Here is a 22,373-nt window from a genome sequence, read left to right on the forward strand (position 1 = left end):
AGGAGACCGGGCAGTGAAGATTCAACATTCCCGCTGGGGCAAGCCCGTTGCGGCGCTTGCCGTGCTGGCCGTCCTGGCCGGGTGCGGCCTGCCGCGCAGCGGCCCCACCAAACGCGAAATCTTCGCCGGATCCGTCCAGCGCGAAGGTGACGCCTTCATCGTTTCCGTCAACTCCAGGGTCACCCGGGCAACGGCAGTCTATCCTTCGCTGGGTTTCACCAGCGCCTTCGTCAATGCAGGCGTTCTGGGATCCGACACAATCCGGCCGGGCGACACGCTGGGTCTGACGATCTATGAGAATGTCGAGGACGGCCTTCTGGTGCCCGAAGGGGCGCCTTCAGCGGTGCTGGAAGAGGTGCAGGTCGATGGCAATGGCTTCATCTTCGTGCCCTACGCGGGCCGGGTCAGGGCCGCCGGCAACACGCCCGAGGCCATCCGGCGCATCATCACCGACCGGCTCGACAGCCAGACGCCCGAGCCGCAGGTGCTGGTCCGGCGTCTCCAGGGCGATGGCACCACCGTTTCAGTCACCGGCGGCGTCGGCGCACAGGGTGTCTATGCCATTGAACGTCCCACCCGCACGCTGACAGCCATGCTGGCCCGGGCGGGCGGCATCGCCATCCCGAACGAGACCGCGCAAGTCACCGTGGTGCGCCACGGCCGGCAGGAAAAGGTCTGGTTCCAGGATCTCTACGAGAACCCGCATTTCGACATCGCCCTGCGCGGCGGCGACAAGATCCTTGTCGAACAGGACCAGCGCAGCTTCAGCGCGTTGGGTGCCACCGGCACCCAGCAGCTGGTGCCCTTCGACCGGCAGACGATCTCGGCCATCGAGGCTATCGCGCTGGTGGGCGGACTGAACACCAACCTGGCCGACCCCACCGGCGTTTTCGTCTTCCGCAACGAGGCCGAGGTCATCGCCGAACAGGTGCTGGCCCGCGATGACCTGCGGGGCACCCAGCGCATGGTCTACGTCCTGGATCTCACCGCGCCGAACGGCATGTTCGAGGCGCGCGATTTCGCCATTCGCGATGGCGACACCGTCTACGTGACCGAAGCGCCCTATACCCAGTGGCAGAAGACGCTGTCGGCCATCACCGGCACCGCCGCGACCGCCAGCAACATCGACTCGCTCGGCGGGTAGGAGCGTGGCCGACGGGCCGTCTGAGCGGGGCCAAAGGCTGTTCGCCTATAATGGCGGGTTCCTGAACGCGCGCGTGCGCCGCATCCTGACCCTGGCCGGCCTTCGCCTGACCACTGGGCTGCCCGGGGACGGCGACGCCGTGGCCATGTGGGGCCGCTCGCCCACCGCCCACCGGGGCGAGGCCATGGCGGCCCGCTACGGCGTGCCGTTGGTTCGGGTCGAGGATGCCTTCCTGCGATCGCTCCACCCCGGTCGCACAGGCGCGCCGCCCCTGGGCCTGCTGCTGGATCGCAGCGGCGTTCATTTCGACAGTAGTCAGCCATCCGATCTGGAAACCATGCTGGCGAGTGCCGCACTGGACGACACCGTTCTGCTGGACCGCGCGCGCGACGTGATCGACCGCCTCCGCCGCGATCACCTGACGAAATACTGCGCCGTGGACCCCGACCTGCCCCTGCCCGACCCGGGCTACGTCCTGGTTGTTGACCAGACGCGCGGCGACGCATCGATCACCCACGGGGCCGGATCCGAGGAGCTGTTCGCCGAGATGCTGGCCTTCGCCCGGATCGAGAACCCTGGCGCCCGCATCGTCATCAAGACCCATCCCGAAACGATCCAAGGCTTCCGCGACGGACATTTCTCGGAAAAGGACAAGGACGGCAAGACCACCCTCCTGGACACGCCCGTGTCGCCCTGGAGCCTGCTTGAGGGCGCCGTTGCGGTCTACGCGGTGACCAGCCAGATGGGATTCGAGGCGATCCTGGCGGGCCATCGACCGCGCATCTTCGGACAACCTTTCTACGGCGGCTGGGGCCTGACGCAGGACGAGAACCCCCAGCCCCGGCGGGAACGCAAGCTGACCCGCGCACAGCTCGTGGCGGGCGCGTTGATCGAGTATCCGCTCTGGTATGACCCCCATCGCGACCGGCTGTGCGAGATCGAGGATACGCTTGATGCGCTGGCCGCCGAGGCGCGGGCCTGGCGCGAGGATCGCCACGGATGGGTCGCGGGCGGCATGCGGCTGTGGAAGCGCGGACCTTTGCAACAGGTCTTCGGCCGCCACCGCGCGATGGTCTTCGAACCCAATCCGGACCGCCTGATCCCCCGCGCGGACGAGACCGGACGGCGCGTCATGTGCTGGGCGGGAAAACTGCCGCCGTCGCTGGCCACTGCGGCGATCCACCGGGTCGAGGACGGGCTTCTGCGCTCGCGCGGGCTGGGCGCGGACCTGGTGCCCCCGCTGTCGTTGGTCGTCGATCCCGAGGGCATCTACTACGACCCCACCCGCCCCTCGCGGCTGGAGCATCTCATCGCCCGCAGCGTCGAGTTGAAGCCCGCCGAGGTCGAACGCGCGCGGCGTCTGATTGCGCGCCTGACGGCCGAGGGGCTGACCAAGTACAATATCGGCAGCAACGCCCTCCCAGACCTCCCGCGCGACCGGCACGTGATCCTGGTGCCGGGCCAGGTGGCCGACGACGCCTCGATCCGCCTCGGCACCGACGCGGTTTCGGACAACGCGGCTCTGCTCGCGCGGACCAGGGCCGAGAACCCGGATGCCTTCCTGGTCTACAAGCCACACCCGGACGTGGAGCCCGGCCTGCGCGAGGGCGCAATACCGGCCGAAGACGCCGACCTTGTGTTGGCGGGCACCGATGCGGCCGCGCTTCTGCGGGCCGTGGACGCCGTATGGACCATGACATCCACCGTCGGGTTCGAGGCGCTGCTGCGCGGCGTGCCGGTCACCTGCCTGGGCACGCCGTTCTACGCGGGCTGGGGCCTGACGACCGACCTGGGGCGCGTGCCCGCCCGGCGCGTGGCGCGTCCGAGCCTCGCCCAACTGGTTCACGCGGTGCTGATCGGCTACCCGCGCTACCACGATCCGGTGACCGGCACACCCTGTCCCGTCGAGGTCGCCGTCGACCGGCTGGCCGCGGGAAAGGCCCTGCCCCGCTCGCCGCTGAACCGCCTGCTGGCCAAGGCCCAGGGCGCGCTGGCGTCACAGGCGCATCTCTGGCGCTAGGCGCGGGTCCAGGTCGCCATGACGTCGCCGCCCACCGGGCGCACATCCTCCAGCGCGAACCGTGGTGCATCGGCCAGGGCCGACAGGCCCAGCGCGCCCAGCGACGGCTGGCCCTCGGCGCCCAGGGCGACGCCGGCGGTGAACCCCACCAGCCGGTCCACCAGCCCAGCCTGCAAAAGGGCGGCGCCGAAGCTGCCGCCGCCTTCGCAAAACACGCGGGTCAGCCCCGCGTTGCCCATGGCGTTCAGCAAGGCCGCGGGGTCGACCCGCCCCCGGTCCAGCGGCAGCTCGATCAGGCGCGCGCCAAGTCCCGCCCAGTGGTCGCGGCGGTCCTGCGGCGCGTCGGGGCCATGGCAAAGCCACAGACCGTCATTCGCGCTGCCTTCGAGCCGCCCGCCCAGTGGCAGGTCGAGCCGCCGAGCGGCGACGATGCGCACGGGCTGGCGAGCCACGCCCAGATCCCGCACGGTCAGCATCGGGTCGTCCGCACGCGCCGTGCCGCCCCCGACGAGCACCGCGTCATGGATCATCCGTTGGGCGTGAACGGCCCGCCGCGCGCCGGGTCCGGTGATCCAGCGTGACTCACCGCTGGCCGTGGCGATGCGTCCGTCGAACGATGTCGCCAGCTTCAGCGTCAGGCGCGGCCGCCCCTGCCCGATCCGCGTGAGATAGCCCGCCTGGTCGGCCCGTGCCGCCGCTTCGCCGACACCGATCTCCACCTCGATCCCCGCCTCGCGCAATCGCGCATGCCCCCGCCCCGCCACGCGCGGATCGGGATCCTGCATGGTGGTGATGACGCGCGCGACGCCCGACCGGATCAGCGCGTCGGCGCAAGGCGGCGTCCGCCCGTGATGGGCGCAGGGTTCGAGCGTGACGAAGACATCGGCGCCGCGCGCGGCGTCGCCGGCCTGCTCCAGCGCCATGGTCTCCGCATGAGGGCGGCCGCCGGGCTGGGTCCAGCCGCGGCCGACGACGCGCCCGTCCTTGACCACGACGCAGCCCACGGCGGGATTCGGCCACGCCTGACCAAGACCGCGCCGTCCAAGGGACAGCGCGTGCGCCATGAAGGCCGCGTCGATCACTCTTCCGGCTGTGCGGGCGGACGCAGTTCGCTGACGAACTTGTCGAAATCGTCGGGCGCCTGGAAATTCTTGTAAACGCTGGCGAACCGCACGTAAGCGACCGTGTCGATGCGGGCGAGGCTTTCCATTACGATCTCGCCGATGACCTTCGACGGGATGTCGGTGTCGCCCATGGATTCCAGCCGCCGCACGATGCCCGAGATCATCTGGTCCACCCGCTCGGGCTCGACCGGGCGTTTCTGCATCGAAATCCGGACCGAGCGTTCCAGCTTGTCGCGGTCGAAATCCTCGCGCCGGCCGTTGGTCTTGACCACGACCAGATCACGCAGCTGCACCCGTTCGTAGGTGGTGAACCGTCCCGCGCAAGCCGGGCAGAACCGGCGACGTCGGATCGCCACGTGGTCTTCGGCCGGGCGCGAATCCTTAACCTGGGTGTCGATATTGCCGCAGAAAGGACAGCGCATGCGGAATTCCTTGGGTTCGGTCAGCCGTTGGACACGACCACTATAGGCAGCCCCGCAGAGCTTGGGTAGCCCGGAATTTCCGTCGCTAGATAGGCTTCCGTGAACCGGTGCCCTGGGCCCCGCGTTGCCCGTGCGCAGACAGACAACATCACAGGAGCGACCCATGGCAAATAAGACCTTGTTCATCACCGGCGCAAGCTCGGGCATCGGCGCGGCGACGGCCCGCGCGGCGGTCGCGGGCGGCTGGAACGTGGCGCTGTTCGCCCGGTCCGAGGACAAGCTTGGCGTGCTCGTGGACGAGCTGGGCGATGCGGCCCTGGCCCTGCCCGGCGACGTGACCGACCTGGGGGCGCTGGAAGACGCGGTGACCAGGGCCGAGTCGCATTTCGGGGGCATCGATGCGGGCTTCGCCAATGCCGGGCGCGGCATGAAGAAAGCGGGCACCGTCGAAGGCGACGCCGACGACATGCGCGGCATGGTCGACGTGAACGTCATGGGCCTGCTCTGGACCGCGCGCGCGGTCATCCCGGCCCTGAAGAAGACGAAAGGCACGCTGATCCTGACCGGCTCGGCCGCCGGGCGGCGCCACATCTCGGGCTCGATCTACGGCGCGACCAAGTGGTTCGTGCACGGCTACGCCGGCAACATGGCCGAGGAGATGCGCGAATGGGGCGGGCGCTGCACCGTCATCGCGCCGGGCATGGTCGATACGCCCTTCTTCGACGAAGGAAAGCCCGACAAGCTTCAGCCCGAGGACGTGGCCGACGCGGTGATGCACGCGATCAAGGCCGATCCGCGCGCGGCGGTGCGCGAGATTTTCCTCATGCCGCAGAACTGAAGCCCTAGCGTCGCGCGGCCGGGCTGTCGCACAAAAAGCGCGCGTAGCCCGCGGTCAGGCCGGGGCTGTCCGACAGGCGCAGCAGCCCCGGATCGACCGCGCGCGCGACGTCCAGCGAGAAATCCATCGCCTCGCCCCCGCGGCGGGGCGGCGGGCTGGTGCGATAGATCCGCGTCGCGGGCGAAACACCGAGAATGCTGATCGCGTAGTCCCCCGCCGCGCACCAGAAGGCGCGCGGCCCCGACAGCCCCTTGTAGGGCACGGTGAAATCGCCTGTCCCGCTGCCTTCGACCACCAGCGAATTCTCGGCGATGAAGGCGTGGGACGGCAGGGCGACGAGGCTGGCCAGAAGGGCGGCGGCGAGTGTGCGGGTCATGGGGACGGCTCCGGTCTCGGGCAGTTTTGCACAGTCTAGCGCGGTTGCGCGGGCGACACATCCCCGCCGCGCCTCACGGCTCAGTCATCGGCGGCAAAATGCAGCGCCACCTGCCGGCTGTGCGGGCGACGGCGGTGCTCGACCAGGTAGATGCCCTGCCAGGTGCCGAGGACCATGCGGCCGCCCTGCACCGGGATCTGCAGGCTGACCGGCAGGTGCGCGGCCTTGATATGGGCGGGCATGTCGTCCGGCCCCTCGGCCCGGTGAACGAGGTAGTCCATGGACGGATCGTCCGCAGGGGGCGCCAGCCGGTCGAGCCACGCGAGGAGATCGCGCTGCACGTCGGGATCGGCGTTCTCCTGGACAAGAAGCGAGCACGAGGTGTGGCGCACGAACAGGGTCAGAAGACCGTCGCGGCGCGGCAACCACTCGGCCACGCGGTCGGTGAATTCGGTCAGGCCGGGGCCGCGGGTATCGATGGTGATCGTTGTCTGCATGCGACAATGCTGCACGCCCCGCCCGGGCGGTGCAAGGGAACGACCGCCCCCGGACAACTGTTCTTCCGGCAAAACAGGAGGATAGCATGACCGACCCGAAGACAGGCCCCGGCACGACCGACGATCCCAACCAGGCGACCAACACCGGATTGCCCGAAAAGCCGGCCATCAAGCCGGACGTGCCCGATGACGACAGCGACCCGCAAGACCCCACCAGCGGCCCCGGATCGACCGAAGATCCCAACCAGGCAAGCCGCACCTGAGGTCATTTCCCCACCTGTCCCCGGGGCGCGCGGGCCGCTAGGCTCGCCGCCATGGATATCGCCGGCTCCCTTGCCCGCTGGGGCGTTCTGTTCGTCTACCTGGGCTGCGTGGTGGAAGGCGACGCCGTGGCGATCAGCGCCGGTGTGCTGGCCGACCAGGGGCGGCTGCCCTTCTGGCCGGTGGTGTTCGCCGCGGCGCTGGGGGCGTGGACCTGGGACATGGGGATATTCACCGCGGGACGGCTGTTTCGCGGCCATCCGCGCATCGCCAGGGCGCTGGAGCATCCCCGCGCGCAGCGGGTGACGCGGCGCCTGCTGCGGCGGCCGTGGCTTTTGGCCGGGATCTTCCGGTTCATTCCCGCCACGCGCACGGTGGCGCCCCTGGCGCTGGCGACCGGATCATCCATCCGCGCCGCGACCTACGCGGCGATCACCGGGCCGGCCTGCCTGGTCTGGGCCATGATCGCGGTGACGATCGGCGCCGACCTCAGCCGGCTTCTGTCGACCGTCTGGCGCGAGGCGCGTAGCGAGATGCAGATCGCAGCGGCCCTCGCCCTCGGCGGCGTGGCCATTTTCGCCTGGCGCCGCTGGAGCCTTGCCCGGGCCCGGGCGATCAGCCGAACCCTCGACGACCCCGAGCGCTAGGGTACCCTAGTCGCTGAACAGGCGCTCGCCCTGCTCGTCGATCATCTGGCGCGCCTTGGCGACGCTGGCCTGGGCCGCGGCCTCGAAGCTTTCCAGCCGGTCGGCCCGGATCAGGTGATGGCTGCGCGTGGTGCCGCCCACATCCTTCTCGATCAGTGCGCCGATGCGAAACTGTCCACCATCCTTGGCGGGCTGCGGCGTAATGGTGAAGCCCTTGTAGGTTTCCGAAGGCTGCTCGGCCGGAGCCTTGTCGCCTGCGCGACCGAAGAGACGTTTCAGAATAGACATCACACCCTCTCCTTGATCGGGGCCGTTACAAGGGCGGCTTCGCGTGGGCCGCCGCCGGGGCCCTCGTCGCGGCCCAAAGACATGATCGCGATACCGGACTGCACGCCGGCGAACACGATGCCGTTCAGCACGAAAAAGATCGCGGCCGCGAACCAGCCGCCCGCGACATGCGTCACGAGATGCCCGATCCCGGCCACGTCGAACCACAGCACAAGCCCGGTGAAGACCGCGGCCAGCGCGAAGCCGAAGACGGCGTTCAGAATGTAGATGCGCACGATCCGCGGCAGCCGCGCCAGCGCCGCGGGCCGCCTGCGGAAAGGGTCGGTCAGGGAAAACATCGCAATCTCCCTCTCGGCATGCCCGGCCCCTGGCCGGGTCTCTCGGGACTACTGGTCGAGGAACGACCGCAGCTTGCGCGACCGGCTGGGGTGCTTGAGCTTCCTGAGCGCCTTCGCCTCGATCTGGCGGATCCGTTCGCGGGTCACGCTGAACTGCTGGCCGACCTCTTCCAGCGTGTGATCGGTGTTCATGCCGATGCCGAAGCGCATCCGCAGAACCCGCTCCTCGCGCGGGGTGAGGCTGGCCAGAACCCGGGTCGTGGTTTCCTTCAGGTTCTCCTGGATGGCCGAGTCGAGCGGCAGGACGGCGTTCTTGTCCTCGATGAAATCGCCCAGCTGGCTGTCTTCCTCGTCGCCGATGGGCGTTTCGAGGCTGATCGGCTCTTTGGCGATCTTCATCACCTTGCGAACCTTCTCCAGCGGCATCTGCAGTTTGTCGGCCAGTTCCTCGGGCGTCGGCTCGCGGCCGATCTCGTGCAGCATCTGGCGCCCGGTGCGGACCAGCTTGTTGATCGTCTCGATCATGTGGACCGGGATGCGGATCGTCCGGGCCTGGTCGGCGATCGAGCGGGTGATCGCCTGTCGGATCCACCAAGTGGCGTAGGTCGAGAACTTGTAGCCGCGGCGATACTCGAACTTGTCGACGGCCTTCATCAGGCCGATGTTGCCTTCCTGGATCAGGTCCAGGAATTGCAGGCCCCGGTTGGTGTACTTCTTCGCGATGGAGATCACGAGCCGCAGGTTCGCCTCGACCATCTCCTTCTTGGCCTGCCGGGCTTCCTTCTCGCCCTTCTGGACCTGCTGCACGATGCGGCGGAATTCGCTGATGTCGACGCCCACGTACTGGCCGACCTGGGCCATCTCGCCGCGCAGCTCCTCGACCTTGGGGGTCGAGCGCTCGATCAGCGCCTGCCAGCCCCGGCCGGACTTCTCGCCCATCCGTTCGAGCCAGGTGGGGTCGAGCTCGTAGCCGCGGTATTCCTCGACGAATTCGCGGCGGTTGATGCGGGCCTGGTCAGCCAGCTTCACCATGGCGCTGTCGATGGACATGATCTTGCGGTTGATGCCGTAAAGCTGGTCGATCAGCGCTTCGATACGGTTGTTGTGCAGGTGAAGCTCGTTCACCAGCTCGACGATCTCGGCGCGCAGCTTCTGGTACTTGGCCTCGTCCGCCTCGCTGAACGAGCCGTCCTCGTTCAGCGTGGCCGACATGCGCAGGTCCTGCATCTCGCTCAGCTCGGCGTAGTCGCGGGCGATGACGTCCAGCATTTCCAGCACGCGCGGCTTCAGCGCGGCTTCCATGGCGGCAAGGCTCATGTTGGCCTGCTCGTCCTCGTCCTCGTCGTCATCCTTCGAGATCGGGTTGCCGTCGGCATCGACGTCGGGCTGGTCGTCCGACGACCCTTTGTCCGAGGTCTCGGCGCCAGCCGCGGCAACGCCACCGACCACGGCGGTTTCGTCCTCTTCACCCTCTTCGCCCATGGACCGGCCGAAGGTCGTCTCAAGGTCGATCACGTCGCGCAGCAGAATGTCCTCGGACAGAAGCTCGTCGCGCCAGATGGTGATGGCCTGGAAGGTCAGCGGGCTTTCGCACAGCCCCAGGATCATCACGTTGCGGCCGGCCTCGATCCGCTTGGCGATGGCGATCTCGCCCTCGCGGCTCAGCAGTTCGACCGACCCCATCTCGCGCAGGTACATGCGCACCGGGTCATCGGTGCGGTCGAGCTTCTCGCTTTCGGTGGTCGAGACGGCGACCTCGCGTGAGGACGAGGTGGTGGCGACCTCGGTCGAGCCCTTCTTGTCCTCTTCCTCGGCCTCGTCATCCTCGATGACGTTGATGCCCATCTCGCTGAGCATCGACATCACGTCCTCGATCTGCTCCGAGCTCACCTGCTCGGGCGGAAGAACCTGGTTCAGCTGGTCGTAGGTGATGTATCCACGTTCGCGCGCCTCGGAGATCATCTTCTTCACCGCGGCCTGGCTCATGTCGAGCATCACCTCGCCGTCGGCGTCGTCCTGCTTGCGCTCGTCGTTGTCTTTCGCGGCCATACGCCATTCCCTTCCCACGATCGGGTCGTGCTACTGTCCCCGCAGACGCCCCGGATCAGATGCGCGAATCATTTGGCTCGGATGATTCGCAGAAATTCTTACCGATTCGATTACCAAAATGTTCTCCGGGTTCCCATAGACCCGGATCACTTGTTCCTATCTGTCGCACTTAGGCCGATCTGGCTCAGAAGCCCGTCCAGGGCGTTACGTTCGGCCCGGCTCATCATCACACCGTTGGGCGCTTCCTCGTATTCCGTCGTGTCCTCGGCCTGCCCCTGCGTCGCCTGGTCGCGAACGCGGGCGGCCTCGCGCAGGCGCCAGGTCAGCGCCTCGCCGGTTTCGGCCGCGAAATCCTCCATCGCCTCGGCGATCTCGCGGGCGGCGCCCTGCCCCGCCAGAAGCTTTGCCAGCTCCTCGCCCAGGCAGATCCCGGCCAGGTCGCGGTCATCGCCCTTCAGGGCCGGGACCACCCGCAAATGGCCCGCCGCAGCGAGCTTTTCAAGGGCAGCGGACGGGGCGTCAGCGTGCACGAGCTCCGCTTGCCGTTCGGGGTCGGCCCCGGCGTGCCGCAGCAGGGCGTTGGCCAGTCCCGCATGGCCGTCGCCGCGCCAGTCGATCTCGGCCAGAGCGTCCTCGACCCTTAAAGTCAGGTCTGGGAACCGCAGCAGCACGGCCAGGACCACCTGTTCGCGCAGGTTCTGCTCGACCCGGTCGCCACCGGTGGCCAACAGCGACGCGCGCGTGGTCGTCACCGGCACCTGCGGCGCGGCCCCCCTTCGCCCCCCCGGGCCCGGCTGCCACGTGCCCCTGGGCTTGCGCGGGTTGAAAAGCTGCCAGCGGCGTTCCTTGATCGCGTCGCCGTAGTGGCGCTTGAGCGAGGGGTCGGAAATGCGCGAGATCTTGTCGCGCAACTCCTTGTCCAGCGCGGCCCGCGCCTCGGGCGTGTCGAAGCTGCGGCCCTCGGTCTGGGCGTCCCACAGGAGGTCGACCATGGGCAGCGCGGCCTCCAGCGCCTTCTGCATGGCGGGCGCGCCGCCCGACTTCAGCAGGTCGTCGGGGTCCTGCCCCGCCGGCATCATGCAGAACCGCAGCGATCGCCCCGCCCCGATCAGCGGCAGCGCCAGGTCGACCAGGCGCAGCGCCGCGCGCCGCCCGGCCACGTCGCCGTCCAGCGCGATGATCGGGTCGGGCGACATGCGCCACATGAGCTGAAGCTGCTCCTCGGTGATCGCGGTGCCCAGGGGGGCGACCGTCGCGCCGAAGCCCGCCTCGGCCAGCGCGATCACGTCCATGTAGCCCTCGGCCACGATCAGCGGCTGCTTGCCCGCCGCCCCGCGCGCGGGCCCGACGTTATACAGCGTCCGCCCCTTGTCGAAGAGCGCGGTTTCGGGCGAGTTCAGGTATTTCGCGTTGTCGTCGGGATCCATCGCGCGGCCGCCGAAGGCGATGCAGCGCCCGCGCGCGTCGCGGATGGGAAACATGATGCGGTTGCGAAACGTGTCGTAGGGCGCCTTGCCGTTGCGGCTGGGCTTGGCCAGCCCCGCGTCGACCAGGCGCTCCACCGCGATGCCCTTGCCCGCGAGGTGCTCGCGCAGCGCGTCCCAGGATGCAGGCGCGAACCCCAGGCCCCAGCGCTCGCAGGCCGCGCCGTCCAGCTTTCGACCCTTGAGATAGTCGCGCGCCGCCTGCCCCGCCCCCGCGCGCAGCTGCATCTGGAAGAAGCGCGCCGCGGCTTCCATGATCTCGACCAGGCTGTCGCGCTTCTCGGCGCGGGCCTGCGCCTGGGGGTCGCGGTCGGGCAGCTTCATGCCGGCCTCGTCGGCCAGCAACTTCACCGCGTCGATGAACGGCAGGTTCTCGGTCGCCATGACGAAGCCGATGGCGTCGCCCTTCTCGTGGCAGCCGAAGCAGTAGTAGAACCCCTTGCGGTCATCCACGTGGAAGGACGCCGTCTTTTCCTGGTGGAACGGACAGGGCGCCCACATGTCGCCCTTGCCCTGGTTCGACTTGCGCGGATCCCATGTGACCTTGCGCCCCACCACGTGCACGAGGCTGAGGCGCGAGCGCAGTTCATCGAGGAATCCGGGGGGCAGGCTCATACCCCTCATATTGGCCTGCGCGCGCCCGGAGTCGAGGGGGCGCGCGCCGGTTCACGCGTGCGATCTCAGCAGGAATCGATGACCCGCGAGACCAGCGGATCGCCCGCCGCCGTGCGCACGTTGGCCGCGAAGCCGCCGCGCGTGGCGATATAGGACCGCAGCGCGGGCGCGGCGCACATCTGAAGCCCGAAATCACGCTGGAACGCCTCGATGAACGCGGCCCGCTTGGCGGGGGTGTCGATGGCGCTGTCGTCACTGAGGCTGAGATCCATGATCACGCGGCCGTCCCCGGCGCGGGCATCGTTCAGGACGAGACCGGGCGACAGTTCCGAGCCTTCCAGCGGCTCGAGCGCGGAAAGCACGGCCGCCTGCTGCGGCGGGTTGGCGGCGGCCCTGGCGGCGGCCTCGGGGTCCACCTGCGGAAGCGAGGCCGTGGGGGCCGTCGTGTTGCAGGCGGCCAGCGCAACCAGACCGGCACCGAGCAGCAATCGATCGAACATTACAGATATCCTTCTTGCAGTCTGGCCGCAGCTTGGGTCCAGACGCCGCCGAGCGCAACGCGAATCACCGGAAATCGGGCCGGAGCGCATCTCCAAAAACCTGACTAAAAGGACAGGGTCGAAAAAATCTGCCTTTTTCACGCCGTAATTTCAGCTTCGAGTTTAACGGAATTTCGCGAACAATCCTTGGGGTTCAACCCTGCGTTGTTTCGCGGTGCGCCGCAATGCCATGCTTTGCCACTTTTGCCGCCACAAACCCGCCACAGGATTGGAGTTGAATAAAACTCGAATTGGTCCCGGGCGAAATGCGTCCCGATCAAGGGCCAGGAAAGAGGAAGTATGTCTCGTATGTCACCCATTTCGGCCCTTCGCATTGCCCGTTTCGGCAACGAGGAAGAAGGCTCTCTGACGATCATGGCCCTGTTCTTCTTCATCTGCATGGTGATGATCGGCGGCCTGTCGTTGGACATCATGGTGTTCGAGAACAATCGCACCCGCCTGCAGAACCTCAGCGACCGGGCGGTGCTGGCCGCCACGGCGATGAACCAGGAGGGCGACCCCGAGGCCGTCGTGCGCAGCTACTTCGACAAGGCGGGCATGTCGTCGAACCTGGCCGGCATCCAGGTCAGCCAGGGGCTGGTCGCACGGACGGTGTCGGTGCAGACCGCGCAGCCCATGCGCACGATGTTCATGAACATGACGGGCGTGACGCAGCTGAAGGCGCAGACGAACTCGACCGCGGTCGAGGGCATGGACCAGCTGGAAGTCGCGCTGGTGCTGGACGTGTCGAACTCGATGAACCAGGCGTCGAACGTCCCGGGCATGGCGACCAAGCTGGACGACATGAAGAACGCCGCCAAGCGCTTCATCGACGTGATCTACGACAACGCCGACCAGGGCACCGTCAGCGTCACGCTGATCCCCTACAACACCCAGGTGAACGCGGGCCGCGACATCCTGGAGGCGCTGAACGTGCAGCTCGACCACGAGCAGTCGTTCTGCCTGGACTTCGACGACACCGACTATGGCGCTGTCGCGATGAATACCAGCAAGGCCTACAGCCAGGCCGCGCATTTCGACCAGTGGCACGTGAACGAGCAGGACCCGGTCGTGACCGTGTGCCGCTCGGGATCGAACCAGGAGATCAAGCTGCACCAAAGCGACCCCGAGGTCATCAAGGCGCAGATCGACGCGCTGACGGCGCATGGCAACACCTCGTCCGAGATCGGCATGAAGTGGGCCGCCTCGCTGCTGGATCCGTCGACCAAGGACCTTGTTCAGCAGCTGTCGTCGAACGGGGTCGTCCCGAACGAGATGTCGAACCGGCCGCTGGATTACGACGTCGACGGCGCGCGCAAGGTCGTGATCCTGTTGACCGACGGCATCAACACCGAACAGATGCGGCTGAACAACCAGTACAAGAACGGCATGTCGCCGGTCTACGAGACGGTGAACGACGGGGCGACCGAAACCTACTCGGTCAACATGCGCAGCCTGTTCAACCGCGCCTCCGGTAGCAAGGACTTCTGGGCCAAGTCCGATTGCTACCTCGGCATCTGCTGGAACGACACCTGGAGCCAGACGCCCACGCTGGGCTGGGTCGCATCCCTGCTCGGCTTAAACCCGAACTATGGCCAGCGTCAGCTGACCTGGCAGGAAACCTGGGAAACGATGAACCCCCGGCACCTGGCCTGGCACTACCTGGTCGACGCGAGCGAGAACTCGCAGGACTACTACGATTTCCTCGACGGCCTGTGGTCGCCGGTCAGCGGCGCCACCAAGGACACCCGCCTGCTGGGCATGTGCAACGACATGCGCGAGGAATCGATCACGGTCTACACCATCGGGTTCGAGATCAACGACCACGCCCGCGACATCATGGGCCGCTGCGCGTCGAACGCGAACACCTTCATCGACGTGACCGGCGACGACCTGGAAGAGACCTTCGCTTCGATCGCCACGTCGATCACCAGACTGAGGCTGACCCAATGATCACGCGCCTGAAATCCATGGTCGAGCGCGTCGTGCGCTTCCGCCGCGACGAGGACGGGGTCGCCACGATCGAGTTCGTGATCCTGTTCACGCCGATGATCATGATGATGCTCATGGGCGCCGAGGCGGGCCTGCTGAACCTGCGCCACGCCATGCTGGAGCGCGGCGTCGACGTGGCCATGCGCGCGGTGCGGCTGGGCCCGGCGACACCGCCCTCCCATGCCGACATCAAGAAGATGATCTGCGATCAGGCCCTGCTGATCCCCGACTGCGAGAACGCGCTGTCGGTCGAGATGCGCGCCGTCTCCAAGAACAACTGGGACGTGCTGGGCGACAAGGCGATCTGCCGCGACCGGTCCGAAGAAATCAAGCCGGCCACCCATTTCAACCCCGCCCAACAGTCCGAGCTGGTGCTGGTGCGGGCCTGCGTGAAGGCACGGCCCATCTTCCCCACCGCCGGTCTGGGCGCGGCAATGACCAAGGACGCCAATGGCGATTACGCCGCCATCGCGACCTCGGCCTTCGTGAACGAGCCGACCTGAGCCAGGTCGCAGGAGACATGATCATGCAGATCTTCCATCCCCTCCAGAGTGCTTTGTCGCGCTTCCGCCGCGGCGAAGCGGGCGGGCTGTCCATCGAGTCGATCCTGACCCTGCCGACCCTGGCCTGGGCCCTTCTGGCCTGCTTCTCGTATTTCGACGGGCTGCGGCAGTACAACATCAACATCAAGGCCGCGCACACCATGGGCGACCTGTTGTCGCGTGAAACCCAGGTGGTCGATGACGACTATATCGACGGCATGCACCAGGTTCTGAAGTTCCTGACCCGGTCTGCGGCCGAGCCGCGCATGCGGATCTCGGTCGTGGCCTATGACGGCAGCGACGACACCTTCGATCTGGTCTGGTCCGAAGCGCGTGGGGGCCAGGAGGCCCTGACCCAGGCCGGGCTGAATGCCATCAAGGGCCGCCTGCCGATGGCCTTTGGCGGATCGCAACTGATCGTCGTCGAGACCTCGATCGACCACAAGGCGCCTTTCGTCTTCGGCCTGAGCGACCGCACGCTGGACAATTTCCTGGTAACGCGCCTGCGTTTCGTGTCGCAGCTGAACCACGAAGACCACATGGACGGAAACACCGGAACGTCCTGACTTCGGGGGGCCTTCCCCACTCCTGGATCGAAGAATTTCAGGCGCGCCGTGCCCGGCGCCGGCATCCAACGCGCCTGATCGATCACTCTTTGGGCGCGATTCCGTCCAATTCCTGCCGTTTCACCAGTCATGATCATAGTGCGGGACGAGTCATTCGAGCGTCCCGGGTATGAGAGGGATTGGGTATGACGTTCACGCGTGATGAAAGACCGGCCCCGGGTGCGTCTGGGCGGTTCGCCCGCGAAGAAGACGGCTCATTCGTCCTTTTCGGGATCTACCTCGTGATCGCGATGCTGCTTGTTGGCGGTGTGGCCGTCGACATCATCCGGCACGATTACGAACGGATCCGCATGCAGGGCGTCGTCGATACGGCCATCCTCGCCGCGGCCGATCTGGACCAGACCCTCGACCCCGAAGCGGTGGTGCGCGATCATTTCGACAAGGCCGGTGTCCTGGAACGCCTGGACCACGTCGAAGTGATCGAGAACATCAACTCCCGCGTCGTCAGCGCCCAGGCGTCCATGGACGTGAACACCATGTTCATTCGCTCGATCGGCATGGACAAGATCGGCGCCCTTGCCGGCGGGATGGCGCGCGAGGATATCCGCGACATCGAGGTGTCCCTGGTGCTCGACATCTCGGGCTCGATGGCCGATTTCAGCCGGATCGACAACCTCAAGACCGCCGCGAAGGACTTCGTCTCGACCGTGCTGTCGGGCGTAGATGACGGCCGCGAGAACGAGGTCTCGATCTCGATCGTGCCCTACTCGACCGAGGTCAATATCGGATCCGAAATGGCCTCGCTCTTCGCCCTGACGGACGTGCACGACTTCTCGCATTGCGTGAATTTCCAAAGCAGCGATTTCGACTCGATTGCGATGGATCTGAGCCTGTCGCGCCAGCAGACCGCGCATTTCGACCCGTTCACCAACGGTTTCACCTTCGAAGAGCGCGCCCCCGACCCCCTGCTTACCCCCTGCCGCGCCGACGAGGCCGCCGAGATCACCTATTTCTCGCAGGACGAGGCCGAGCTGCACGCCAGCATCGACGCGCTGACGCCCGGCGGGAACACATCGATCGACGTGGGCCTGAAATGGGGTGCGGCACTTCTGGATCCCTCGATGCGGACGCCGATCACGACCCTGTCCGCTTTGGGCAAGGCCGACCCGGCCTTCGTCGGCCGCCCCTACGACCACGACCGCAACAATACGATGAAAATCATCGTGGTCATGACCGACGGTCAGAACACCTACCAGTATCGTCTGAAGGACGCCTACCGCGGCACCGCGCTGACCGATGTCTGGGGCGCCATGATCACCGGCGCTTCGAACCCCGAGGATGACGGCTTCCGCCTGTCGATTGACGACGATGAATACCAAGACTTCGACAATGACGGCCGCTGGGAGGAAGACTGGTGGATCCCCAATCGTGGCCGCTGGTACAACAGCAACTGGGGCGGCGATACGGCCCATCGCATGACCTACCAGGAGCTGTGGAGCGTCGCATCGCTGGGCTGGCACGCGTATTGGGGCCGGTATCGCCAGTACAACAACGCCGACACCTATTATTCGTGGAAAGAGATCCCCTACACCAATATCGGGCCCGCCACGAAGGACCCGCGCATGACCGACATGTGCGAGCAATCCAAGGACGCGGGTATCCTTGTCTTCTCCATCGCGCTGGACGTGGCCGAGTCGAACGCCACCCGGATGGAGGACTGCGCCAGTTCGGATAACCACTACTTCAACGTGCAGGGCACCGAGTTGCTTTACGCCTTCTCGGCCATCGCCAGCACCATTAACCAATTGAGACTGGTCCAATGATCTGGCGGCTTCTCCGGCGCTTCGCGCGGCGCGAGGACGGCTATGGCACGGCCGAGGTCGCGCTCCTGTTTCCGGCCGTGCTGTGGCCGTTCATGCTGGCGATGGAGACGGGCTTCGTGCAGATGCGCCAGGTCATGATGGAGCGGGCCATGGACGTGGTCGTGCGGGACCTGCGCCTGGGCGCCGCCCATATCGACAGCGCCGAGGCGTTGAAGCAGGCCCTTTGCGCCGAGGTTCTGATCATGGGCGGCTGCATGGACGATCTCATGCTCGAGATGATGCCGGTGCAGGTCCCGGATTACGCACCGCCCGGGGGCCGCGTCGCGTGCGTCGACCGCTCGGAAGAGTTCAACCCGGTCACGACCTACAGCCCCGGCGCGAACAACGAGATGATGATGCTGCGCTTCTGCCTGCTGCACGACCCGATCCTGCCGGCTGTAGGGCTGGGCAAGATCCTGCCGCGCGAATCCGGGGGCGGCTTCGCCCTGACGGCCTCCACCTTCTTCGTGAACGAACCGAGCAGCTGATTCGATGGTCCTGCGTTTCCCCCACCCCGCGCGTCGCTTCATCCGCAATGAAGATGGAGCCTATTCGATCGAGGCCGCCCTGGTGCTGCCCACGTTGATCTGGTGCAGCCTGGCGATGCTGACCTATGTCGACGGCTACCGTCAGCAGACCATGAACCTGCGCACCACCTATGCGCTTTCCGACATGCTGTCGCGGCAATGGGACCCCGTGGGCCCCAAGTTCGTCGACGGGCTTGGCCGGGTGCACGACCACCTGACCGAAAGCGATGACGAGACATTCCTGCGCGTGACCGTCGCCTACTGGGACGAGCCCGCCAACGAGCACAAGCTGGTCTGGTCGGACGCCACCTCCGACGGCCCGGTCCCGCTGAACCAGGAAACGCTGACCGACGTCGCCGGCGCGATTCCGACGATGGCCAACGGCGACAGCGCGATCATCGTCGAGACCTGGATGAACTACGTGCCGGCCTTCAATGTCGGCCTGAAGCCCAGCCAGTTCTACAACCGCGTCGTCACGTCGCCACGCTTCACGCCGCAACTGAAATACGACGTCACCAAGTAGGCCGCCGCCTCAGTCGTCTCCGTCGCGCGTCTCCGCGTCCTGCGCGGCCCTCTGGGCCATCATCGCCTGCAGAAGCTCGGCCACGGCCTTGGCCTCTCCCGGCGAGGTCACCCCGCCAACGCCCAGCCGCCGCCCCAGCCGCCACCAGAGCCCGGGCCGCCAGCCAAAGGGCTGCGGCGAGGTCAGCACCACGGAAAACCCGTTCGACGGCTTGAAGGCGAAGGCGCCCCTTTCGATCTTGTCGATGCCGTCCAGCGGAGCCAGCGCATCGCCCTCTTCCGTGAACAGACCCTCGGGCCGCAGCACGAGCGCACCGGCCGTGGCGCGCCACAGCGCCAGCGCGGCAGCACAGGCCGCGATGCCGACGGTCGCGAGGATCGCCCGCCAGATCGCCGGCGCGGGCTCGGCCACGGCAAGCCACAGCACCAGCACGCCCAGCGCGGCGATGGCCCCCACGCCGATAAATCTCCGCGAGGGCGAGGCGCGCAGCTCGGTCAGGGTGGATCCGGGCGGACCCTGGATCGGCAGCTGCGGCGTCAGCATGGTGGCTCCTTCGCGACGTGTCTTCGGCGTGCCCACCGCCATAGCGCCGCGCGGCCCCGGTGAAAAGCGCCGCTTGTGGCGCGCCGCCCCCCGCGCCTAGTCTCGGGACGAGAGATTCCCGTCCAGCCCGGAAGGCCCGCCATGCAAGCCCCGCGTTCCCTTGTCGCCCTCTGCCTGCTGGCGGGGTGCTCGATCCCGCAGCTGGACACGCCGAACGCGGCCGAGATCGCCCGGCAGGATTACCCCGAACTGCGGCCCCTGTCCGAGCTGACGGCCGAGGCGGGCGCCCGGTCCCAGACGATCACACCGGGCGTCACCGACGGCCTGCGCGCCCGGGCCGCAGGCCTGCGGGCCCGCGCGCGGGTCCTGCGCCAATCGGCGCTGACGCCCGCCGACCGGGAACGGATCCGCTCTGGCCTGGCCCGCCTGAACGCCGCGCGGGCAGAAGGCTGAGATGCGGCCCCTGCGGGTCTAGTGATCGGCGGTCAAAGGGGGTAAAGGGCGGCCCAGACAGCCACCCGCCAAAGGAGCCGCCCCCATGACCAGCCCCCTTCGCCTTGGTATCGCCGGGATCGGCACGGTGGGTGTCGGCGTCATCCGCATCGTCCAGCGCCACGCCGACCTGCTGGCCGCGCGCTGCGGCCGGCCGATCCAGATCACCGCGGTATCGGCACGCGACCGGTCGCGCGACCGCGGCGTTCGCCTGGGCGAATACGCGTGGGAAGACGACGCCGTGGCGCTGGCCCGCCGTGACGACGTCGACGTCTTCGTCGAGCTGATCGGCGGCGATGACGGCCCGGCCAAGGCCGCCGTCGAGGCCGCCATCGCCGCGGGCAAGGACGTGGTCACCGCGAACAAGGCTCTGCTGGCCCATCACGGCCAGGCTTTGGCCGAGGCGGCCGAGGGCGCGGGCGGCGTGCTGCGCTTCGAGGCGGCTGTCGCGGGCGGCATACCCTGCATCAAGGTCCTGACCGAAAGCCTGGCGGGCAACGAGATCACGCGCGTCATGGGCGTGATGAACGGCACCTGCAACTACATCCTGACGCGCATGGAAAGCGCGGGCCTGACCTATGACGCGGTGTTCCAGGAGGCATCCGACCTGGGCTATCTCGAGGCCGACCCCACGCTCGACGTGGGCGGGATCGACGCGGGCCACAAGCTGGCGCTACTGGCCTCGATCGCGTTCGGCACCAAGGTGGATTTCGGCGCGGTCAAGCTCGAGGGGATCGAGCGGATCTCGATTGACGACATCAACCGCGCCGCCGACATGGGCTTCCGGGTCAAGCTTCTCGGCGTGGCGCAAATGACCGGCCGGGGGCTCGAGGCGCGGATGCAGCCCTGCTTGGTGCCCGCCGCGTCACCGCTGGGCCAGCTGGAAGGCCCGATGAACATGGTGGTTCTGGAGGGCGACAGCGTCGGCCAGATCGTGCTGCGCGGCGCGGGTGCGGGCGAAGGCCCGACCGCCAGCGCCGTCATGTCCGACGTGGTCGAGATCGCCCGCGGCCAGCGCCTGCCGACATTTGGCCAGCCCGCGAGCGGCCTTGCCACGCCGCGCCCGGCCGAGGCCAACACGCCCGCCCCCTACTACCTGCGCATGGTGCTGAAGGACCGCCCGGGCGCGCTGGCCAAGATCGCCGCCTGCCTTGGCGCCGAGGGCATCTCCATCGACCGGATGCGCCAATACGACCACGCCGAAGGCAGCGCCCCGGTCCTGATCGTGACGCACAAGGCCATGCGGTCGGGGCTGGATGCCGCCATCGCCGCCATGGCGGGAACCGACGTGCTGGAAAGCGAGCCCGTGGCGCTGAGGATCGAGGACGTCTGACAAGCGACGGTTTTCCATCGGGAAAACGGAGCAGCCCTCCCCATCTTTCGGACCCCGGGCGACGGAGTTTCGGCGCAAACAACCTTGTGCGCGCAGGGCCAAGCCCTTAGGCCTTGGGCGATTTTTTCGCCAGATGCACGGAGCGCGCCCATGGCCGACCAAGATTTCAACGACCGCATGTTGTCCCTGGGCCTTGCCCGCGTAAGCGAAGCGGCGGCCCTGGCCTCGGCGGGTTGGATCGGGCGCGGCGACGAGAAGGCGGCCGACCAGGCGGCCGTCAACGCCATGCGCGAGCAGCTGAACCGGCTGGATATCGCCGGAACCGTCGTCATCGGCGAGGGCGAGCGCGACGAGGCGCCGATGCTGTTCATCGGCGAGGAGGTCGGCACCGGCAACGGCCCCCAGGTGGACATCGCGCTCGACCCGCTGGAAGGCACGACCCTGACCGCCAAGGACATGCCCAACGCGCTGACCGTGATCGCCATGGGCGGGCGCGGATCCATGTTGCACGCCCCCGACGTCTACATGGAGAAGCTCGCCATCGGGCCGGGCTTCCGCCCCGGCACCGTGACCATGGCCATGCGCCCCGCCGAACGGGTCAGCGCCCTGGCAGCGGCCAAGGGCTGTTCCACCCACGACATCACCGTCTGCGTGCTGGAACGCCCCCGCCACGAGGAAATGATCGCCGAATTGCGCTCGACCGACTGCGCGGTGCGCCTGATCACCGATGGCGACGTGGCCGGCATCATCCACACCGCCGAACCCGACCGCACGGGCATCGACATGTACATGGGCTCGGGCGGCGCGCCCGAGGGCGTCCTGGCGGCCGCCGCGCTGAAATGCATGGGCGGCCAGATGTTCGGCAAGCTGCTGTTCCGCAACGACGACGAACGCGAGCGCGCCAAGAAGGCCGGCGTCACCAATTTCGACCGGGTCTATACTCGCGACGACCTGGTCAGCGGCGACGTGATCTTCGCGGCCACCGGCGTCACCGACGGGTCGGTCGTGGACGGCATCAAGCGCGAGCCGGGATACCTGACCACCGAGACGATCCTCATGCGCTCGAAAACTGGGTCGGTGCGGCGGATGATCTACCGCAACCCGACCAAGCACAGCTGAGGCGCCTTGCCGCCAGCGCTGCGCAGGGCATCATGCGTCGTGCCATGAGTATTGTAAGACCAGTGATGGGAAGGCCGCTTTCACCGCGGCCGCCCAAGGTATTCGGCTGCTCTTGCAGAGGTATTTGAAGATCGGTGATGGCAGCGGCGCCGCGGCCGCCGCCGATTTCGCGGGCCCCTGTGGCGCTTTTTCGCGCGGCGGGGTTTTCGCATGTGAGATCCCAGTATATCGT

At 67.4% G+C, this 22,373-nt stretch carries 24 protein-coding genes; 14 read left to right on the top strand and 10 right to left on the bottom strand.

Features of this window, described 5'->3' with window-relative positions; all coding sequences use genetic code 11:
- Window positions 1-13: 13 nt before the first annotated feature.
- Together BMX96_RS17610 and BMX96_RS17615 are read left to right on the top strand one after the other, a co-directional pair.
- The gene (locus BMX96_RS17610; RefSeq protein ID WP_236737122.1) at window positions 14-1,144 is read left to right on the top strand and encodes a polysaccharide biosynthesis/export family protein; all 1,131 of its coding nucleotides are present in this window, start codon (window positions 14-16) and stop codon (window positions 1,142-1,144) included.
- A 4-nt stretch (window positions 1,145-1,148) separates the two neighbouring features.
- Window positions 1,149-3,164 carry a capsular polysaccharide biosynthesis protein gene (locus tag BMX96_RS17615; RefSeq protein WP_236737123.1) on the top strand — a complete coding sequence of 672 codons (2,016 nt, stop codon included), beginning with the start codon at window positions 1,149-1,151 and terminating at the stop codon, window positions 3,162-3,164.
- Here BMX96_RS17615 and ribD read toward each other — a convergent pair.
- Window positions 3,161-4,228, bottom strand: coding sequence for a bifunctional diaminohydroxyphosphoribosylaminopyrimidine deaminase/5-amino-6-(5-phosphoribosylamino)uracil reductase RibD (ribD, locus tag BMX96_RS17620; RefSeq protein ID WP_091846704.1), 1,068 nt, complete (start codon window positions 4,226-4,228; stop codon window positions 3,161-3,163). The two genes, BMX96_RS17615 and ribD, sit on opposite strands and share 4 nt — an antisense overlap.
- 14 nt (window positions 4,229-4,242) lie before the next feature.
- Window positions 4,243-4,710, bottom strand: coding sequence for a transcriptional regulator NrdR (nrdR, locus tag BMX96_RS17625; RefSeq protein ID WP_073129519.1), 468 nt, complete (start codon window positions 4,708-4,710; stop codon window positions 4,243-4,245).
- A 163-nt stretch (window positions 4,711-4,873) separates the two neighbouring features.
- On the opposite strand from nrdR, the gene BMX96_RS17630 reads away from it, so the two are divergent.
- Window positions 4,874-5,548 (top strand): SDR family oxidoreductase, encoded by a 675-nt coding sequence (locus BMX96_RS17630; RefSeq protein ID WP_091846672.1) that lies wholly within the window; start codon window positions 4,874-4,876, stop codon window positions 5,546-5,548.
- 4 nt (window positions 5,549-5,552) lie between these two features.
- On the opposite strand, the gene BMX96_RS17635 is transcribed toward BMX96_RS17630, so the two are convergent.
- Entirely contained in the window at window positions 5,553-5,924 is a 372-nt protein-coding gene (locus BMX96_RS17635) for a hypothetical protein (RefSeq protein ID WP_073129521.1), read from the bottom strand.
- Window positions 5,925-6,004: 80 nt separating this feature from the next.
- Window positions 6,005-6,421, bottom strand: a complete 417-nt coding sequence (locus BMX96_RS17640) for a secondary thiamine-phosphate synthase enzyme YjbQ (RefSeq protein ID WP_091846673.1) — start codon at window positions 6,419-6,421, stop codon at window positions 6,005-6,007.
- Window positions 6,422-6,507: 86 nt separating this feature from the next.
- Here BMX96_RS17640 and BMX96_RS19720 point away from each other — a divergent pair, with 86 nt between their 5' ends.
- Together BMX96_RS19720 and BMX96_RS17645 are read left to right on the top strand one after the other, a co-directional pair.
- A complete protein-coding gene (locus BMX96_RS19720) occupies window positions 6,508-6,684 on the top strand; it encodes a hypothetical protein (protein WP_175481785.1) in 177 nt (58 codons plus the stop codon).
- Between the two features lie 51 nt (window positions 6,685-6,735).
- Window positions 6,736-7,329 (top strand): DedA family protein, encoded by a 594-nt coding sequence (locus BMX96_RS17645; protein WP_091846674.1) that lies wholly within the window; start codon window positions 6,736-6,738, stop codon window positions 7,327-7,329.
- Window positions 7,330-7,335: 6 nt separating this feature from the next.
- Here BMX96_RS17645 and BMX96_RS17650 read toward each other — a convergent pair whose 3' ends face one another.
- The 5 genes from BMX96_RS17650 to BMX96_RS17670 form a co-directional block, all read right to left on the bottom strand.
- Window positions 7,336-7,617 (bottom strand): HlyU family transcriptional regulator, encoded by a 282-nt coding sequence (locus BMX96_RS17650; RefSeq protein ID WP_091846675.1) that lies wholly within the window; start codon window positions 7,615-7,617, stop codon window positions 7,336-7,338.
- Window positions 7,617-7,955: a hypothetical protein gene (locus BMX96_RS17655; protein ID WP_236737124.1), complete on the bottom strand. Its 339-nt coding sequence runs from the start codon at window positions 7,953-7,955 to the stop codon at window positions 7,617-7,619. Before BMX96_RS17655 ends, BMX96_RS17650 begins: the two co-directional genes overlap by 1 nt.
- A gap of 48 nt (window positions 7,956-8,003) precedes the next feature.
- Entirely contained in the window at window positions 8,004-10,004 is a 2,001-nt protein-coding gene (gene rpoD, locus BMX96_RS17660; protein ID WP_091846676.1) for an RNA polymerase sigma factor RpoD, read from the bottom strand.
- Between the two features lie 146 nt (window positions 10,005-10,150).
- Entirely contained in the window at window positions 10,151-12,103 is a 1,953-nt protein-coding gene (gene dnaG, locus BMX96_RS17665; RefSeq protein ID WP_091846677.1) for a DNA primase, read from the bottom strand.
- 65 nt (window positions 12,104-12,168) lie between these two features.
- The gene (locus BMX96_RS17670; protein ID WP_091846678.1) at window positions 12,169-12,603 is read right to left on the bottom strand and encodes a hypothetical protein; all 435 of its coding nucleotides are present in this window, start codon (window positions 12,601-12,603) and stop codon (window positions 12,169-12,171) included.
- A gap of 339 nt (window positions 12,604-12,942) precedes the next feature.
- Between BMX96_RS17670 and BMX96_RS17675 the strand changes: the two genes are divergently transcribed.
- From BMX96_RS17675 to BMX96_RS17700, 6 genes are all read left to right on the top strand, one after another.
- On the top strand, window positions 12,943-14,595 hold the full coding sequence (locus BMX96_RS17675) for a Tad domain-containing protein (RefSeq protein WP_091846679.1): 1,653 nt from the start codon (window positions 12,943-12,945) through the stop codon (window positions 14,593-14,595).
- Entirely contained in the window at window positions 14,592-15,137 is a 546-nt protein-coding gene (locus tag BMX96_RS17680; protein WP_091846680.1) for a TadE/TadG family type IV pilus assembly protein, read from the top strand. The genes BMX96_RS17675 and BMX96_RS17680 overlap by 4 nt, the downstream gene beginning before the upstream one ends.
- 23 nt (window positions 15,138-15,160) lie before the next feature.
- On the top strand, window positions 15,161-15,742 hold the full coding sequence (locus BMX96_RS17685; RefSeq protein ID WP_214606870.1) for a hypothetical protein: 582 nt from the start codon (window positions 15,161-15,163) through the stop codon (window positions 15,740-15,742).
- Window positions 15,743-15,927: 185 nt separating this feature from the next.
- Complete coding sequence (locus tag BMX96_RS17690) at window positions 15,928-17,565, top strand: Tad domain-containing protein (RefSeq protein ID WP_091846682.1); 1,638 nt, start codon at window positions 15,928-15,930, stop codon at window positions 17,563-17,565.
- Window positions 17,562-18,092 (top strand): TadE/TadG family type IV pilus assembly protein, encoded by a 531-nt coding sequence (locus BMX96_RS17695; protein WP_091846683.1) that lies wholly within the window; start codon window positions 17,562-17,564, stop codon window positions 18,090-18,092. Before BMX96_RS17690 ends, BMX96_RS17695 begins: the two co-directional genes overlap by 4 nt.
- Before the next feature lie 4 nt (window positions 18,093-18,096).
- Complete coding sequence (locus BMX96_RS17700) at window positions 18,097-18,654, top strand: TadE/TadG family type IV pilus assembly protein (protein ID WP_091846684.1); 558 nt, start codon at window positions 18,097-18,099, stop codon at window positions 18,652-18,654.
- A gap of 9 nt (window positions 18,655-18,663) precedes the next feature.
- Here the strand turns inward: BMX96_RS17700 and BMX96_RS17705 are convergent, their stop codons facing one another.
- Complete coding sequence (locus BMX96_RS17705) at window positions 18,664-19,197, bottom strand: hypothetical protein (RefSeq protein WP_091846685.1); 534 nt, start codon at window positions 19,195-19,197, stop codon at window positions 18,664-18,666.
- A 141-nt stretch (window positions 19,198-19,338) separates the two neighbouring features.
- Here BMX96_RS17705 and BMX96_RS17710 point away from each other — a divergent pair, with 141 nt between their 5' ends.
- The 3 genes from BMX96_RS17710 (at window position 19,339) to glpX (ending at window position 22,141) form a co-directional block, all read left to right on the top strand.
- Complete coding sequence (locus BMX96_RS17710; protein ID WP_091846686.1) at window positions 19,339-19,650, top strand: hypothetical protein; 312 nt, start codon at window positions 19,339-19,341, stop codon at window positions 19,648-19,650.
- A gap of 85 nt (window positions 19,651-19,735) precedes the next feature.
- Window positions 19,736-21,022, top strand: a complete 1,287-nt coding sequence (locus tag BMX96_RS17715; RefSeq protein ID WP_091846687.1) for a homoserine dehydrogenase — start codon at window positions 19,736-19,738, stop codon at window positions 21,020-21,022.
- A gap of 150 nt (window positions 21,023-21,172) precedes the next feature.
- The gene (gene glpX, locus BMX96_RS17720) at window positions 21,173-22,141 is read left to right on the top strand and encodes a class II fructose-bisphosphatase (RefSeq protein WP_091846688.1); all 969 of its coding nucleotides are present in this window, start codon (window positions 21,173-21,175) and stop codon (window positions 22,139-22,141) included.
- The last annotated feature ends 232 nt before the right edge of the window (window positions 22,142-22,373 follow it).

It is taken from the genome of Palleronia pelagia (genome assembly GCF_900110115.1).
GTDB classification, from domain to species: domain Bacteria; phylum Pseudomonadota; class Alphaproteobacteria; order Rhodobacterales; family Rhodobacteraceae; genus Palleronia; species Palleronia pelagia.

Coding starts and splice junctions, on each gene's coding strand:
- BMX96_RS17710 (WP_091846686.1), top strand. CDS start 19,339: ATGCAAGCCCCGCGTTCCCTTGTCGCCCTCTGCCTGCTGGCGGGGTGC.
- BMX96_RS17630 (WP_091846672.1), top strand. CDS start 4,874: ATGGCAAATAAGACCTTGTTCATCACCGGCGCAAGCTCGGGCATCGGC.
- nrdR (WP_073129519.1), bottom strand. CDS start 4,710: ATGCGCTGTCCTTTCTGCGGCAATATCGACACCCAGGTTAAGGATTCG.
- BMX96_RS17675 (WP_091846679.1), top strand. CDS start 12,943: ATGTCTCGTATGTCACCCATTTCGGCCCTTCGCATTGCCCGTTTCGGC.
- BMX96_RS17700 (WP_091846684.1), top strand. CDS start 18,097: ATGGTCCTGCGTTTCCCCCACCCCGCGCGTCGCTTCATCCGCAATGAA.
- BMX96_RS19720 (WP_175481785.1), top strand. CDS start 6,508: ATGACCGACCCGAAGACAGGCCCCGGCACGACCGACGATCCCAACCAG.
- BMX96_RS17715 (WP_091846687.1), top strand. CDS start 19,736: ATGACCAGCCCCCTTCGCCTTGGTATCGCCGGGATCGGCACGGTGGGT.
- BMX96_RS17695 (WP_091846683.1), top strand. CDS start 17,562: ATGATCTGGCGGCTTCTCCGGCGCTTCGCGCGGCGCGAGGACGGCTAT.
- BMX96_RS17645 (WP_091846674.1), top strand. CDS start 6,736: ATGGATATCGCCGGCTCCCTTGCCCGCTGGGGCGTTCTGTTCGTCTAC.
- BMX96_RS17640 (WP_091846673.1), bottom strand. CDS start 6,421: ATGCAGACAACGATCACCATCGATACCCGCGGCCCCGGCCTGACCGAA.
- BMX96_RS17685 (WP_214606870.1), top strand. CDS start 15,161: ATGCAGATCTTCCATCCCCTCCAGAGTGCTTTGTCGCGCTTCCGCCGC.
- ribD (WP_091846704.1), bottom strand. CDS start 4,228: ATGGCGCACGCGCTGTCCCTTGGACGGCGCGGTCTTGGTCAGGCGTGG.
- BMX96_RS17670 (WP_091846678.1), bottom strand. CDS start 12,603: ATGTTCGATCGATTGCTGCTCGGTGCCGGTCTGGTTGCGCTGGCCGCC.
- dnaG (WP_091846677.1), bottom strand. CDS start 12,103: ATGAGCCTGCCCCCCGGATTCCTCGATGAACTGCGCTCGCGCCTCAGC.
- BMX96_RS17650 (WP_091846675.1), bottom strand. CDS start 7,617: ATGTCTATTCTGAAACGTCTCTTCGGTCGCGCAGGCGACAAGGCTCCG.
- rpoD (WP_091846676.1), bottom strand. CDS start 10,004: ATGGCCGCGAAAGACAACGACGAGCGCAAGCAGGACGACGCCGACGGC.
- BMX96_RS17680 (WP_091846680.1), top strand. CDS start 14,592: ATGATCACGCGCCTGAAATCCATGGTCGAGCGCGTCGTGCGCTTCCGC.
- BMX96_RS17655 (WP_236737124.1), bottom strand. CDS start 7,955: ATGTTTTCCCTGACCGACCCTTTCCGCAGGCGGCCCGCGGCGCTGGCG.
- BMX96_RS17705 (WP_091846685.1), bottom strand. CDS start 19,197: ATGCTGACGCCGCAGCTGCCGATCCAGGGTCCGCCCGGATCCACCCTG.
- BMX96_RS17690 (WP_091846682.1), top strand. CDS start 15,928: ATGACGTTCACGCGTGATGAAAGACCGGCCCCGGGTGCGTCTGGGCGG.
- glpX (WP_091846688.1), top strand. CDS start 21,173: ATGGCCGACCAAGATTTCAACGACCGCATGTTGTCCCTGGGCCTTGCC.
- BMX96_RS17635 (WP_073129521.1), bottom strand. CDS start 5,924: ATGACCCGCACACTCGCCGCCGCCCTTCTGGCCAGCCTCGTCGCCCTG.